Raw genomic sequence first — 14446 nt, forward strand, 5'->3', positions numbered from 1 at the left:
CCGTTTATCTGCGCCTGGTAGCGTCCTGGACTTCTCCAACGAGTTCTTCAATGATGTCTTCCAAGAACAGCACTCCGGTGGTGTTGCCCTGGAGGTCAACAACCCGGGCAATGTGAATTCCACTGCGTTGTAGCTCAGCCAATGCGTCTTCGAGGTCTGTTGATTCCGTCAACGTTGCCAGCTGGCGAATGCGCTTGGCCTTGATGGGGCCTGTGTGTGTTCCGGCCTCAGAGATGTCGTCATCAAATGTGAGGACATCTTTGAGGTGAACATAACCGATTGGTTCATTCTCTGAGTCACTAATGACGAAGCGGGAGAAACCATACTTAGCCACAGCAGTTTCAAGATCACTCACACTCGCCGCTTCAGGCAAGGTGACCAAGTTCTCTAGGGGAACCTTGATATCCCCAGCCTTTTTGGTGGTGAACTCAAAGGCTGCAGAAAGGGTTCCAGAGGAGTCTTCGATCATTCCCTCACGCGTGGAGTGAGAAACAATCGTGGCCACTTCATTGAGGGAGAAGACACTGTTGGCTTCTTCACGAGGCTCAACCTTGAATAAACGCAGTGTGGCATTAGCTACACCGTTCATAGCCCAGATGACCGGCTTCACTACACGTGCAACAAACACCAGTGGCGGGGCCAACAGAAGAATTGCTTTCTCAGGAACTGAGAAAGAGGCATTCTTGGGAACCATCTCACCAAAGATGACGTGCAGGAACGTGACCAGAATCAAGGCAACAGCAAAGCTAATTCCGCTGATCCAGCCTGCAGCTAGCCCTGTTCCTGCCAGCCCCAGCTCAACGAGATGGTGAATAGATGGTTCTGAGACATTCAAGATCAGCAAAGAGGCAACCGTGATACCCAGTTGGCTCGTGGCCAACATCAAGCTGACGTGCTCAATTGCATAGAGCGCGGTCTTTGCTGCAGTGCTCCCCTTCTCAGCAAGCGGTTCTATTTGCGAACGGCGTGCAGAAATAACGGCGAACTCAGCGGCAACGAAGAAGGCGTTCACCGCAAGAAGGATGACCAGCCAGATCAATCCAGACCAATCACTCATTGTTCTCACCTACTTCGGATAGAACTACTGGAGTGAAGCGCAGTCGATCAATGCGTCGACCGTCCATCCGAACTACCTTGAATTCACCCTCTGGCACAGTGACAACGTCGCCCTGTTCTGGAATACGCCCCAGTTGACTCATCACGAAACCGGCAACAGTTTCGTAATTGTCATCTTCAGGGACGGTAATGCCAGCACGTTCCTCAAGTTCATCTGGGCGCAGTGAACCTGGGAAAGTGAGGTAATCAGCTGAGCTGACCACACCTGCACGTGTGCGGTCGTGTTCGTCCGCAACTTCACCGACAAGTTCTTCTACGAGGTCTTCCAGAGTGGCAATACCTGCCGTGCCACCATATTCGTCCACCACGATGGCCATCTGAAGGCCCTTGCCACGAAGTTCAGCAAGCAATGCATCCAGAGACATGGTGTCAGGAACACGTAAAGGCTCAATCATCAGTGCCGAGACGGGAACGTCGTTACGACGTTCCCTCGGCACAGAGATCGCGTTCTTGACGTGCACGATACCGACCACGTCATCGAGACCATCTTCGGTGACTGGGAATCTAGAGAAGCCTGTCTTTCGGGCTAGTTCCAAGACGGCACGAGCTGAGTCACCGGGTTCTAACGCTTCGATACGCAAACGTGGGGTCATGACGTCACTGGCAGAGAGCTCACTAAACGCCAGGGTCTTGCCCAACAATGTTGCGGTGTCACTCTCGAGGGCGCCCTCACTTGCGGAGCGCCGCAAGAGTGAGGAGAGCTCCTCTGCGGAACGAGCTCCCGAGAGTTCTTCTTTGGGCTCGAGGCCGAATCCTCGAAGCACTGAGTTAGATAAACCGTTCAGTGCCAGGACAACGGGCTTGAATACAAGCGTAAAAGCAGTTTGAAAAGGAATGACAACCTTGGCGGTTGCCTGCGGCAAAGCCAAAGCAAAGTTCTTTGGCACAAGCTCTCCCACAATCATGGAGAGCACGGTTGCAATAACGACTGCGCTCACACCGGCAACGGTGTGAATGACAGCGTCATTCCACCCAAGCCCAGAGAGAGGCTGGAAAAGCAGCGCAGAGAGCGCAGGTTCCATGAGGAAACCGGTCAACAGTGTGGTGAGAGTGATGCCCAGCTGAGCGCTGGAGAGATGGGTGGAGGTAATCGTCAGAGCCTTGATGGTGAGACCTAGACCTCGAACACCGCGGTCGCGTTGAGCCTCAAGTTCGGGACGGTCCAAATTGACCAAAGCGAACTCAGCAGCAACGAAGAAACCGGTACCTATCGTGAGAACTAAACCTGCCGCAAAGGCTAACCACTCACTGAGCATGAGATTCACCACGCTCAAGAATCATCAGTGACGAAGATTTGTCACTGGTTCGGGCAGGCGGGGGGTCGTCCATTTCCCTCTAAGCATAGCGATTGAGAACGATCGATTCCTCGTAGTTCAATTTGCTTTGGGGAAGTGAGCAGAAAACAAACTATAGTTGGTTATAACCAATAATAGTTGGAGTAATGATGCGTCTGCAGCACCCTTTCGAAATTGTGACACCCACGCTTGACGGAGATGTGTTGAGCGTGCTCGCTGGGGGAATCGACTGGTTCTCTGTGAACACCATCTGCGAATTAACCCCGGGGCGCTCCGACGAAGGAATCCGAAAAACACTGAAGAGGCTGGTGTCCGTCGGCATTGCTGAAGAACTATCGGCTGGCAGAGCGTATCTTTATCGACTCAACCGCGACCACCTGGGAGCAGAGCTCATTGTTCAGATGGCGTCTCTCAAACAAGTGTTTTTCACACGCCTCCATGCCGAGATGAGTGATTGGGCCATCTCGCCCATATTTGCATCTGTGTTTGGTTCCGCAGCGCGAGATGAGATGTCACGTGAGAGCGATGTGGATCTTTTTGTCATACAACCCGATGAAACCTCGGCAGCACTCTGGGACACTCAAGTTCAGGACTTGACAGCGAAGGCCACCCGGTGGATTGGCGCTGAGGTTCGCCCATTGTTATACACAGAAAGCGAAATTCGACGTCTAGGTATAACGGAACCTGTGTTTGAATTCATCGCGGTGGAAGGTATTCCAGTGTTTGGCGAACGCCAAACATTTGTGAACTTGATGAAGTAGGCATTATGAACCCCAGGGTTGTTGATTCAACATTCAAGGTTGGTCGATTGCATAAAGCCCGGGAATTCGCCGAGATCGCAGCGTTGCTGTTTGATGGCGCGACGAGAAATTCAGACCATGGTGACGTATATGTCACTATGGCAATTCATTCGGGGATTGCTTCTTCAGATGTCATTTGTGCATCCAAATTGAGTGAATATTCTGCAGGGGAATCTCATTCAGCGGCTGTTGCCCTTCTCAAGAAAGCAAACGCGGAAGCCGCCGCACTACTGAGCAAATTGCTCAGTATGAAAACCAAGTCAGCGTATGGCCATCGTGCCGTGACTGCGTCGGAAGTGCGCACTGCCGAAAGTACGCACAAGAAATTGTTGACTATCGCTGAGCAGGCCTAGAAAACCCTTTATTCAGGAACATTCGCGAAGCGTAGCGGGATCTCAATGAACACATCGGTGCCGCCGTCTGCGGCGGCATTCCATTCAATGGATCCACTCAGTTCACCCTGAATCAGGGTCTTCACGATTTGAGTTCCCAAGCCATCTCCGATGGCACCCTCAGGCAATCCAGTTCCGTTGTCCATGATGTGGACGGTGAGAAGTTCTTCTGAGCGATTGGCTTCAATCACCACGGTGCCTTCACGGCCTGCAAGGCCGTGTTCCACGGCGTTAGTAACAAGTTCAGTCAGCGCCAGAGCCAAAGGAGTGGCATAGCCACTGGGCAAAACTCCGAAGCTTCCAGTCAAGCGTGGGTGAACCGTGGTGCCGTGAATAGCGGCTACCTCAGCACTCAGCATCAAAACACGGTTGAACACTTCATCGAAGTCCACATTCTGGGTGAGACCTTCAGAGAGGGTGTCGTGAACTACTGCAATGGAGGCAACACGGCGCATGGCCTGCGTGAGAGCTTCTCGTGCTTCATCGGACTGGGTTCTGCGGGCTTGAATACGCAGCAAGGAGGCTACTGTCTGGAGGTTGTTCTTCACGCGGTGGTGAATCTCACGGATGGTGGCGTCCTTAGTGATGAGCTCCATCTCCTGGTGACGCAGTTCTGTCACGTCACGGCAGAGCACAATCGCGCCGGTTCGCTCACCAAGGTGGCGAATAGGGATTGTGCGCAGCGATACAGTCACACCACGGGCGTCAATGTCAGCTCGCCAGGGTGCTCGACCCGTGACCACGACAGGAAGCGATTCATCTACGTTGATCTTGCCGGTGAGAACCCGGGTGGTGACTTCTGCAAGAGATTCACCTTCCAACTCATCGGCGAAACCGATGCGGTTGAAGGCAGACAACGCGTTGGGACTGGCAAAGGTGACAACACCGTCCACGTCCAGACGAATCAAACCATCAGTTGCACGCGGTGCTCCGCGACGTGGTGAAGGCGCGGCATCAAGGTCTGGGAAGTCACCTGAGGCGATCATGTCGAAGAGATCGTTAGCACAGGAGTTGAAGGTCATTTCCTGACGACTGGGTGAGCGGCTCTCTGACAAGTTGGTGTGGAGAGAGATGACGGCAATGGGACTGCTGGGTGCTGAGTCAGTAGAGCCCTGTCTTACGCGACGGATGACGGGGACAGCACGAACACGCGTGGGGGTCTCTTCATACCAGGCAGGAGAGGAGGACTCGATGATGGTTGCGGTTTCATAGGCTTCGCCTACTTGTGCACGCCATTCGGCCTTAATTTTTTGGCCGACAAAGTCGCGGTAGAAGAGGGTGGCAGAGCTAGAAGGGCGTGCGTGAGAAACAGCTACGAAGGAGCCATCCTGGGTGGGTGCCCACAGCACGATGTCAGCAAAGGCGAGGTCTGCGATGAGCTGCCAGTCCCCAATAAGCATGTGGAGCCATTCAATATCGGCTGCAGAGCCAATGCCTTGAGATTCCATGATGTTGCTGAGGGTCGACATACCTCTAGCCTAGAGTCATGCGTAAGAAGTGGTTGTGGTGGACACTGGTTGTCATAGCCGGATTAGTGGTGGTGACTGTTCTCGTGTTTACCGTGAGCCCCTGGCCTAGTGCCTTGATTATTCGCCAGGTCTTCCAAGATGGCGCAAAGAAGACTGCCGCCATCATGGCGCCCTACGCCCCTACCAGCGGTGTGGACTCGGTCTTGGATGTTCAGTACGCCACGGACTCAACACAGTCTCACGTCAAGGCCAGTGACTTCACACAGCTGGATGTGTTCTACCCCACAGGTACAACCACTCAGCTGGGAACAGTGATCTGGACTCACGGTGGTGCGTGGATCTCAGGCAACAAGGGAAACGACCGCAGCTACTTTGAGATCTTGGCCTCCAAGGGCTACACCGTGGTGGGTCTGAACTACACCTACGGTCCTGAAGCTCAGTACCCCACTGCTGTTTTTGAACTCAACCAAGCTCACCAGTTCTTACTTGATAACGCGGAGAAATTCCACATTGACCCCACCAAGATTGTTTTGGCAGGTGACTCTGCTGGAGCACAACTTTCTAGCCAACTAGCTGCGTTGATTACCAACCCAGACTTTGCCAAGGAAATGGACTTCGCTCCAGCGCTCTCCCCTGAACAGCTTCAGGGAGTTGTTCTCAACTGCGGTGTTTACCAACTCACGTCATTGATTGGTGTCAAGGGAATACTGGGCTGGGGCGACGATGTCTCTCTCTGGGCATACACCGGAGATCGTGACATCACGACGTCCCCCGCCATGGCACAGATGTCCACTATTAACCACGTGACAGCTGACTTCCCCGTGACGTATATCTCCGGTGGAAATGCTGACCCCCTCACAGCTGAGAACTCCAAGCCCTTTGCAGCGAAGCTGCAAACACTGGGAGTTAATGTCACTGAGCTGTTCTGGCCTGCTGACTACACACCAGCACTCCCCCATGAGTATCAGTTCAAGCTGAATCTTGATGCAGCTCAGACTGCTTTGACGGAGACGCTTGCTTTCTTGAACGAACGAATCGGTTCTGAACAATAAATAACGCCCCGAGTGTTCTTCGGGGCGTTAGGCCCAACGACGAAACGTTGGGGGATATTGCATTAATCCTAGCTAACTAAAAGTTCCCTAAGCAGAAATTTTCGAAAGTCTGAATCTACTCTGCTTCGCAGCAGTAATTTCGCTGACTGGCTGGAAAATCGCGGCCAGGCTCACGAATTGCTTGCGTAACTTGCTGTTCTTTGCTGCAGTGCTGAGCGGTTTTCCAGAGGCAAAGGACGCATTGATTGCTTTGTCGTCAAAGGGGAGCTCATAGACCTCGTGCAGGCCAGCAAAGCGGCTCAGCGTAGCTGCCGCTTGTGCTGCGCCTCGGGCATCGAGTCCTGAACGCACTTTGTTCAACACAATCACCCGGAGTGACTCTGGGAAGTTCTCGACCAAGACATCGTGTGCACGAATAAACCGGGCAACGCCCAGTGCATCTGCGCCCGCCACTTCAATGATGCAATCAGCCTGCTTGAGAAGAGTGAGGGTTGCCGCATTACGCCTCGGGGCAAAGAGATCACTGGTGATCTCTTCATCGGTCTCCAGGTTGAATCCCACATCCACTACAACCACATCCCAATGTTCCATTGCGAGAGCTAGGACTTTCTTGACTCGCTCAGCAGAGAGCTCTGGCCAGCGATCAGAACGGACGATTCCAGAGAGCACATCCAGCTCTCCAGCGCCTGTGGGTATGGCATGGCTCAGACGTAAGAGTTCATCTTGAGTCAAGGCTCCCGACTCAGCAAGACGACAAGCAGCTGCGAAGCCAGCTGCTTCATCAACCAGGCCAAGGAGCGGAGCTATGGCTCCCCCATAGCTGTCTGCATCTATGAGAAGTACTCGTTGACCCTGCTCAGCAAGTTCTGCCGCCAGGTTGATTGCCACGGTGGTGCGACCTGGAGCTCCGGTTGGACCCCAGACAGCAATGAGCTTGGACATTAGGCCTTGCCCCTGCTGGGAACGAGTGAGATGGCATCACCATTTGCCTGAGACTCCAGGAGTGCCGCAACCTTGGACTGGGGAACAACAATCTCTACGCGAACGCCGCCGTTCGAAGCTGCAAGACCTGTGGCCTCAGTGATGTGGGCAATCTGTGCTCCTGAAATAATCACTGCAGGTGGGCCGAATACTCCCTGACCTGCAGCCATGGAGGCCCACACATCAACGGTTGAGCCCTCAACGGCATCTGAGGAGAGCGGAACGTCAAGCTGGACCACCACGTTCGTGGTGGCGACCTGCTTGGCCGTTCCCACTGCACTGACAGGAACCAATTCCCCTGCGCCTACCGCTTTAGTGACAACTGCTCCAGAGGTGAGTCCACTTGCAGCGAGATATGCCGAAGATGACTTCCCCAGCTTCACGTCGGTGAGGACAAGATCTGACTTCTGCAGAACATGGCCTGGAGCCAGAGACTTTGCAGCTGCATAAACAGAGGTGGTGTTATCTGCTGCTGAGACGAGAGCAAATCCTGCGAGAGCAGTAATCAGGACTATGGCGAGGCCAATGATGAGGCGGAGGTCGAGTCGTCGCGAAGAGGGACGTGTGGTGGTGTGAGTCATGAGAAGCATCTTCTCGAATGCTCACAAGAGTCCGCTGAAGTTATCCACAGATTGCTTCTCGCAAGGTTTTAACCCCTGAAGGTTTCCTATTGTGTGGATATGAATGAATTTGACTCTACCGATGTGAATATGGACCGTTTTCTCACCGTTGCTGAAGCAGCAGAACTCCTCAAAGTTTCTGCGGCTGACGTGCACGAACTCATCGATTCAGGTGAGCTTCAAGGCTTTCAGGTAGGAAAGCGAGGTCCGTGGCGCATCGAACACGAGATTCTCGAGCTCTTCATTGCCCAGCAATATGAAGAGTCCCGCCGAAGCGCAATGTGGAATAACCCCTCATTGGCCTCCGCAAACAACATCACTGACTTCTAAACCACACGAACAAGGCTCCTGTGATTTCAAATCACAGGAGCCTTGTTTACGTTTATTTCGCTTTAAGTAATTACTGAATCTGAACAAACAGAACTTCTCGAAGCGAAATCATGTGCCTTCCCGACGAAGTGGTGATGTCGAGGTGATCAGCGCCCACCTGGTCGATGGTGCCCTGTAACTGTCCAAGAAGGGTGTGAATCATGACGTGTTTACGCCTCCTGCTCACATCGCGCAGCACGAAAGCTAGATTCACTTTCTCCGCTAGGCGAGCATTGCTTGATAGTGCCTTGAGATCATGATCAGAGACTTCTCCCACTGGTGTGCCCAAACTCTCCTTCACGCTCTCCAGCGGAATGTTCACGCTTGTGAGCGCATGTAATCCCAGAATGAGGGGCCCGCCTATGTCTGCCGGTTCATGAACCTCGATAGCTGCCCAGTCTTTGCCCACGTTCTTGAGCTGGAAGGTCAACCTGCGTCCATCTTTCGTGATTGCAGTCATGACCGTTGCAGGGTTTGTCTGATGCAGTGCACGCAGGCGGTCACGAAGCGTCAGCTTTGCGCGCCTGTCGCGCTCTTCATCTTCTAAGCGGTTGATGAGCTCAGCATCAAGCTCTCGCTCGAGCTGATTCTCTAAATCTTGAAACAGAGTGTCGAAGTCCATAGTCAGCGAAGGTAAGAGCCGAACCTGAGAATGTGCTGGAGTTATCCACATGTTTCCTGAGAAATTGACTTTCGGTCTATTTCTCATGTCACAGTGTTCACATGAATACCGCACCTGCATTCCCCACCAAGCGCACTGGTTTTGTTAACGATGACTTCTTCGACCAGCAACCCACTGCAACCTCTGCCTTGCCAGATCCCCAGCCCTTGGTGGAGAACCTAGCCCGCAGTGTGATGGAGATACTTGCAGGTTGCCGCGATCTGGATCAGATTTCCCGTTGGGTCACTGATGACGTGTATCGAAACCTTCTTCAGCGCGTTCACATCTCACGACGAGCTCGTGCCGTGAAGAAACAGGTGGCTGTGTTGCCGACTTTTGGCTTAGGTCGCACGATCATTACCCACCCTGTTGATGGGGTGGTGGAGTCGGTCGTGATTGTGCATGGCAAAGCCCGCACGCGTTCGATAGCTATCCGCCTCGAAGGCTTGGATGGTCGCTGGAGGGCAACCGCTATTCACGTTCTATGACACTCCCAGCAGCTCTTCTTGAAAGAACTCGACAAACATTTCGGATTTGAACAGATTGTCAGTAGTAGCTTGTAGTTTCGTCTCGTGAGCAAATACGGCAGAGAAAATCGCCGCCGCACAAACAGAGCGTCAAATCGTGCTGGTGAAGTAGATCGGCCTTGGGTAGCACCAGATGGTCCAACATCTGAAACCACGTCGACTCTCTATCTAGGCCAGTTCCTACTCACGCAACGTGAGATCAGGCTTGAACCAAAAGGAATGTTGGTGGAATTTGCCGTTGTTGTTTCTGAAACAACGCGGGAGGGGAAACGCGAAATCTTGTGCATTGATAATTGCCACCGAAGCAATGTACATAAGCACCTCAACAACCACACGGACTATACGGTGTTGAAAGAGTTAGTATTTGAGGGTGACTTGGATAAAGCATTTCTCCAAGCCGTAGATGAAGCAACAGATTACTGCCTGGACTGGATTGGAGAAAACGATGACTGACGTTCTTTCAAGTGCTACGTATCGCAAGCGCGTCAAGTACGTAATGAGTACTATCGGCTTCCAATCCCGAAATATGAATCTCGTAACGAACGATCAGGGAGAGACCCCACTGGTCATCGCTCTTCCTCATGAGCCAATGCAGGATGTTGTTAAAAGACTTCATGAAGCTGGTGGGACTGCAAATATTGTGGTGGCCTTCCCCAGAAAAGTTGTGGTTTTCCCTCTCACCGCTCAGGCGCCTGAGGGTGAGATTGTCGAGATGCCAATCTCAAACTCAATGTCAATTGGACTGTTCCTCCAGCAGAGCAAAAAGAACAAAAGTCACAGCAAGTCACTCCGTCTTACCTTCTCAGATCGTGACTTCGATGCTGAATACCAAACTAACCAACAGGTTTTTGAATACAGCTAACCCAAAAAGGCTGCAGAAAAACTATTGCCTGATCTCGCTCAATAGCCAAAATCGGTTTTAGTACTGATCTTCCCTAATAAAAGTTGAGCAGCTACTTCTTCTTTCGACGCTCAGCGCGGTTCGCAGCAGGAGCACCGTTCGTGGACTGACCGAATGCACCACGTGCGTTTCCGGTTGGGCTCACGGGGCGGTTGTCTTCTGGAACAATCTGGCGACCGTTATCTTCTGCCTGCTGAGCACGGGCTGTTTCTGCCTTCTCAACACGACCCTTGTCGTCACGAACCTCAACATGACCGTCCTCAGAAGGCGCGGTGTAGCTGAGGTGCTGCTGGGCTGCACTCTCTGGAGTGAGGCCCTTAGCGGCGATGCTGGGGTGTTCTGGATCGCCTTCAGCAGCGTTCACCTGGACTTCGAGGTTGAACAAGAAGCCAACAGACTCTGCCTTGATAGCGGCCATCATGCCTTGGTAGAGGGCAAAGCCTTCACGCTGGTACTCGACCAGTGGGTCACGCTGTGCCATGGCACGCAGACCAATGCCGTCCTTGAGGTAGTCCATCTCGTAGAGGTGGTCACGCCAGCGGCGGTCCACCACGGAGAGAACAACACGACGCTCAAGCTCACGCATGGCGGTTGCGCCCAGTGATTCTTCACGGCGTTCATAGGCAACAACAGCGTCTGACTGGATTTCGCGACGCATGAACTCCTTGTTCACGCGACCCTTGTTTCCAGCTTCCTGGATAACCTCGTCGATGGTGATTCCCACGGGGTAAATGGTCTTGAGCTCTGCCCAGAGAGCGTCGAAGTCCCAGTCATCTCCGTTACCTTCACCGGTGTGAACGGAGAGGACTTCGTCAACAACGTCTTCGAGGAAAGCGTGGACGCGATCCTTGAGGTCATCACCTTCGAGGATGTGTGCACGGTCAGAGTAGATTGCTTCACGCTGACGGTTGAGAACATCGTCATACTTCAGAACGTTCTTACGCATTTCAGCGTTACGAGCTTCGACCTGCGACTGTGCCGAGCGAATCGCGCGCGAGACAATCGCTGACTCAATCGCGGTGTCATCAGGAATGTTGCTGCGGGTCATGATGGCTTCTGCAGCACCCGAGTTAAACATGCGCATGAGGTCATCTGTCAGCGAGAGATAGAAACGACTTTCACCGGGGTCACCCTGACGGCCGGAACGACCACGCAGCTGGTTGTCGATACGACGTGACTCGTGACGTTCGGTGCCGAGAACATAGAGCCCACCAGCTTCAACAACCTTGTCAGCTTCAGCCTGGACGCCTTCCTTCACCTTGGTGAAGGTGGCTTCCCATGCTGCTTCATACTCTTCTGGAGTTTCTGCTGGGTTCAGACCCTTAGAGGCAAGCTCAGTGACCGTCAGGTGCTCGGCGTTACCACCGAGCATGATGTCGGTACCACGACCGGCCATGTTGGTGGCTACGGTGACAGCACCGAGGCGACCAGCCTGAGCAACAATTGCTGCTTCACGGGCGTGGTTCTTCGCGTTGAGGACTTCGTGCTTGATGCCCTTCTTGGCAAGAAGCTTGGAGAGGTATTCGCTCTTCTCAACGGAGGTAGTACCAACAAGGACAGGCTGGCCCTTGGCGTGACGCTCAGCAATGTCGAGAGAGACCTGCTCAAACTTGATGACCTCGTTCTTGTAAACCAGGTCAGGCTGGTCAACACGAGCCATGGGCTTGTTGGTGGGGATAGGAACCACACCAATCTTGTAGGTGCTCATGAATTCGCCGGCTTCAGTTTCAGCCGTACCGGTCATACCGGAGATCTTCTCGTAAAGACGGAAGTAGTTCTGCAAGGTGACAGTAGCCAAGGTCTGGTTCTCGGCCTTAACTTCAACACCTTCCTTGGCTTCAATGGCCTGGTGAATACCTTCGTTGTAACGACGACCAGCCAAGATACGGCCCGTGTGCTCATCCACGATGAGCACTTCGCCGTTCATCACGACGTAGTCCTTGTCGCGCTTGAACAGGGCGATGGCCTTGAGGGAGTTGTTGAGGAACGAAATCAGTGGGGTGTTTGCTGATTCGTAGAGGTTGTCGATACCGAGGTAGTCCTCAACCTTTTCAATACCGGGCTCAAGAACACCCACGGTGCGCTTCTTCTCGTCTACTTCGTAGTCAACTTCAGGAACCAGCGTGGTGGCGATCTTGGCAAACTCGGTAAACCAGCGGTTAGCTTCACCCGAAGCAGGACCGGAGATGATCAGGGGCGTGCGAGCCTCGTCGATGAGGATCGAGTCGACCTCATCGACGATGGCGAAGAAGTGTCCGCGCTGAACCTTGTCAGCAACGCTCCAGGCCATGTTGTCGCGGAGGTAGTCGAAACCAAACTCGTTGTTGGTGCCGTAGGTGATGTCGCAGAGGTACTGTTCACGTCGAACAGCAGGCTGCTGACCCGCGGTGATGACACCGGTGGTCATACCCAAGGCGCGGAAGACGCGACCCATCAGCTCTGACTGGTAGCTGGCGAGGTAGTCGTTCACGGTAACAACGTGAACACCACGGCCTGCGATGGCGTTGAGGTATGCGGGAAGGGTCGCGACCAGAGTCTTACCTTCACCGGTCTTCATTTCCGCAATGTTGCCCAAGTGAAGTGCAGCACCACCCATGAGCTGAACGTCGAAGTGACGCAGACCAATGGTGCGGCGAGCTGCTTCACGGACAGCAGCGAAGGCTTCAGGAAGCATGTGGTCGAGAGATTCACCCTCGATGTAACGCTTGCGGAAATCGGTGGTTTCAGCACGAAGCTCTTCATCGGTGAGGTTGATGAATCCATCTTCGAGTTCGTTGACGGCCTTTGCCAGATTCTCTAGCTTGCGAAGGGTGCGACCTTCGCCAACGCGTAGGACCTTGTCAAGAATGTTTGCCACGTATATCTCCGAAATGATGGTGCGCAGTAAGCGCTCAGGGTGGTCCGCTCGCTTGCGCGCAAGACCGCCCTCAATGCTACCGGGAATGAGCTCACCCCGCCTGTGCGCGAGCTGCAGGCGGGGTGAGAATGGTCTGTTAAGCGGCGTTAGACGGCCTGATGGCGTGCAGGTCTGAAGCTACTTTTTCGAGATCCTCGGGGGTAGCTGGCACGATGTCGAGCTGAGCAAAAGCTTCAGCACTTGCTTCGTGCACAGACAGGGGCTTCTGGTGACCGTGGTGGTGAATCTTTTTCTTATCGCGGGCACGACGCAACTGTTCCATCAAACGACCCATCGCCAGGTCAAAGGCGGCGTATTTGTCTTCGCCGTCTGATTCAGCACGAAGGACGGGACCTGCTTCAACGAGCTTGAGTTCGACGTGGTCACCGCCGACGAGGCCTTTGCCGCCGTGGTGCTTGCTGACGGTGACGTCCAACTCAATGGGGCGGTCTGCGAGAAGTTCTATTTTGTCGACCTTCTCGGTCACGTAATTACGGAATCGGTCAGTGATTTCAATGTGGCGGGTGATGAAGTTAAGTTCCATGACGACCTCCCGTAGTTGGCGTTTACGCCCAACTTTTGGGCGATCCTTTCACGCCAATCGATGTTGTAGAAAATGTAGTCCTGTTTAGAGCAAAATGTCACGCATTTTCCCTGCGAGTGTCCTGAAAGTTTTTGGGAGTGTAGGCAAGGACGGCAGATCCCACCACGTCCGCGCCCCCGGCACGCAGTGCCCGGGCGCATTCCAGCAGGGTTGCACCAGTTGTGAGGACGTCATCGACGAGGATGACTTTCTTTCCTTGCGCCGCAGGCAAAGCCCGGTAGACAGCCTTCATATTGCTGAATCGTTGCATTCGTCCCAGCTGCGATTGGTCTGCTCTAGTGCGATTGATTGCAAGGAGCTTCTCTGGTCGCACACCTGCCGCTGTGGCCAGCAGAGCAATCGGTGAATACCCGCGCTGACGAAAACTGGCCCTGCTGGACGGCGGCACTACCCAACTGATGCGCAGGGGCAGCTCTTGTGACCGAACCGAGTCATAGCTGGCCTTCATTGCCTCCCTCAGAGGTGTTGCCAGATGCTTACTCACGGATGTTCGCCCCTGCTCCTTGAATCGATGCAGAACGCCACTGAGGGGCTCTCCGAGCTCCATGGCGAACCACAGAGGAAGTCGCTGCAGGCTTTCCGCGTCAAAGAGTTCCCGGTATTGGAGGTCTGCCACGAGACGAGCCCGACATTCCTGGCAGAGATTCCGATCTGGGCGATCACACCCCGCACAACTAATCGGCAGTGCTAGCGCTAGGGCATCCGCACAGTGTTCTTTGAATTCCTGAAAACTCCACATGCTAGGGAGTGTGCCGGAGTCGCT

At 53.7% G+C, this 14446-nt stretch carries 16 protein-coding genes; 7 read left to right on the forward strand and 9 right to left on the reverse strand.

Annotation, left to right across the window (positions count from 1 at the left end; all coding sequences use genetic code 11):
* Window positions 1–4: 4 nt before the first annotated feature.
* Both M2118_RS08215 and M2118_RS08220 read right to left on the reverse strand, forming a co-directional pair.
* A complete protein-coding gene (locus M2118_RS08215; RefSeq protein ID WP_280795464.1) occupies window positions 5–1057 on the reverse strand; it encodes a hemolysin family protein in 1053 nt (350 codons plus the stop codon).
* Entirely contained in the window at window positions 1050–2372 is a 1323-nt protein-coding gene (locus M2118_RS08220) for a hemolysin family protein (RefSeq protein WP_280795465.1), read from the reverse strand. The genes M2118_RS08215 and M2118_RS08220 overlap by 8 nt, the downstream gene beginning before the upstream one ends.
* Window positions 2373–2557: 185 nt before the next feature.
* Here M2118_RS08220 and M2118_RS08225 point away from each other — a divergent pair, with 185 nt between their 5' ends.
* The gene (locus tag M2118_RS08225; protein WP_280795466.1) at window positions 2558–3172 is read left to right on the forward strand and encodes a nucleotidyltransferase domain-containing protein; all 615 of its coding nucleotides are present in this window, start codon (window positions 2558–2560) and stop codon (window positions 3170–3172) included.
* Window positions 3173–3177: 5 nt separating this feature from the next.
* A complete protein-coding gene (locus tag M2118_RS08230) occupies window positions 3178–3564 on the forward strand; it encodes a hypothetical protein (RefSeq protein WP_280795467.1) in 387 nt (128 codons plus the stop codon).
* A gap of 8 nt (window positions 3565–3572) precedes the next feature.
* On the opposite strand, the gene M2118_RS08235 is transcribed toward M2118_RS08230, so the two are convergent.
* Window positions 3573–5072 carry a sensor histidine kinase gene (locus M2118_RS08235; protein WP_280795468.1) on the reverse strand — a complete coding sequence of 500 codons (1500 nt, stop codon included), beginning with the start codon at window positions 5070–5072 and terminating at the stop codon, window positions 3573–3575.
* A gap of 17 nt (window positions 5073–5089) precedes the next feature.
* Here M2118_RS08235 and M2118_RS08240 point away from each other — a divergent pair, with 17 nt between their 5' ends.
* On the forward strand, window positions 5090–6124 hold the full coding sequence (locus tag M2118_RS08240; RefSeq protein WP_280795469.1) for an alpha/beta hydrolase: 1035 nt from the start codon (window positions 5090–5092) through the stop codon (window positions 6122–6124).
* An 87-nt stretch (window positions 6125–6211) separates the two neighbouring features.
* Here the strand turns inward: M2118_RS08240 and M2118_RS08245 are convergent, their stop codons facing one another.
* On the reverse strand, window positions 6212–7066 hold the full coding sequence (locus M2118_RS08245; protein WP_280795470.1) for an AAA family ATPase: 855 nt from the start codon (window positions 7064–7066) through the stop codon (window positions 6212–6214).
* Complete coding sequence (locus M2118_RS08250; protein WP_280795471.1) at window positions 7066–7686, reverse strand: SAF domain-containing protein; 621 nt, start codon at window positions 7684–7686, stop codon at window positions 7066–7068. The genes M2118_RS08245 and M2118_RS08250 overlap by 1 nt, the downstream gene beginning before the upstream one ends.
* A 99-nt stretch (window positions 7687–7785) precedes the next feature.
* Here M2118_RS08250 and M2118_RS08255 point away from each other — a divergent pair, with 99 nt between their 5' ends.
* On the forward strand, window positions 7786–8055 hold the full coding sequence (locus M2118_RS08255) for a helix-turn-helix domain-containing protein (RefSeq protein WP_280795472.1): 270 nt from the start codon (window positions 7786–7788) through the stop codon (window positions 8053–8055).
* A 70-nt stretch (window positions 8056–8125) separates the two neighbouring features.
* Here the strand turns inward: M2118_RS08255 and M2118_RS08260 are convergent, their stop codons facing one another.
* Complete coding sequence (locus tag M2118_RS08260) at window positions 8126–8716, reverse strand: hypothetical protein (RefSeq protein ID WP_280795473.1); 591 nt, start codon at window positions 8714–8716, stop codon at window positions 8126–8128.
* A 101-nt stretch (window positions 8717–8817) separates the two neighbouring features.
* Between M2118_RS08260 and M2118_RS08265 the strand changes: the two genes are divergently transcribed.
* From M2118_RS08265 to M2118_RS08275, 3 genes are all read left to right on the forward strand, one after another.
* Window positions 8818–9243, forward strand: coding sequence for an Rv3235 family protein (locus tag M2118_RS08265; RefSeq protein WP_280795474.1), 426 nt, complete (start codon window positions 8818–8820; stop codon window positions 9241–9243).
* 84 nt (window positions 9244–9327) lie between these two features.
* On the forward strand, window positions 9328–9735 hold the full coding sequence (locus M2118_RS08270) for a hypothetical protein (RefSeq protein WP_280795475.1): 408 nt from the start codon (window positions 9328–9330) through the stop codon (window positions 9733–9735).
* Window positions 9728–10144 carry a hypothetical protein gene (locus tag M2118_RS08275; RefSeq protein ID WP_280795476.1) on the forward strand — a complete coding sequence of 139 codons (417 nt, stop codon included), beginning with the start codon at window positions 9728–9730 and terminating at the stop codon, window positions 10142–10144. Before M2118_RS08270 ends, M2118_RS08275 begins: the two co-directional genes overlap by 8 nt.
* A 91-nt stretch (window positions 10145–10235) precedes the next feature.
* Here M2118_RS08275 and secA read toward each other — a convergent pair whose 3' ends face one another.
* The 3 genes from secA to M2118_RS08290 all read right to left on the reverse strand — a co-directional run bounded on the left by secA (window position 10236) and on the right by M2118_RS08290 (window position 14299).
* Window positions 10236–13040 (reverse strand): preprotein translocase subunit SecA, encoded by a 2805-nt coding sequence (gene secA / locus M2118_RS08280; protein ID WP_280795477.1) that lies wholly within the window; start codon window positions 13038–13040, stop codon window positions 10236–10238.
* Between the two features lie 136 nt (window positions 13041–13176).
* Window positions 13177–13623, reverse strand: coding sequence for a ribosome hibernation-promoting factor, HPF/YfiA family (gene hpf, locus M2118_RS08285; protein ID WP_280795478.1), 447 nt, complete (start codon window positions 13621–13623; stop codon window positions 13177–13179).
* A gap of 97 nt (window positions 13624–13720) precedes the next feature.
* A complete protein-coding gene (locus M2118_RS08290; RefSeq protein ID WP_280795479.1) occupies window positions 13721–14299 on the reverse strand; it encodes a ComF family protein in 579 nt (192 codons plus the stop codon).
* Between the last annotated feature and the right edge of the window lie 147 nt (window positions 14300–14446).

It is taken from the genome of Aurantimicrobium minutum, assembly GCF_029892845.1.
GTDB classification, from domain to species: domain Bacteria; phylum Actinomycetota; class Actinomycetes; order Actinomycetales; family Microbacteriaceae; genus Aurantimicrobium; species Aurantimicrobium minutum_B.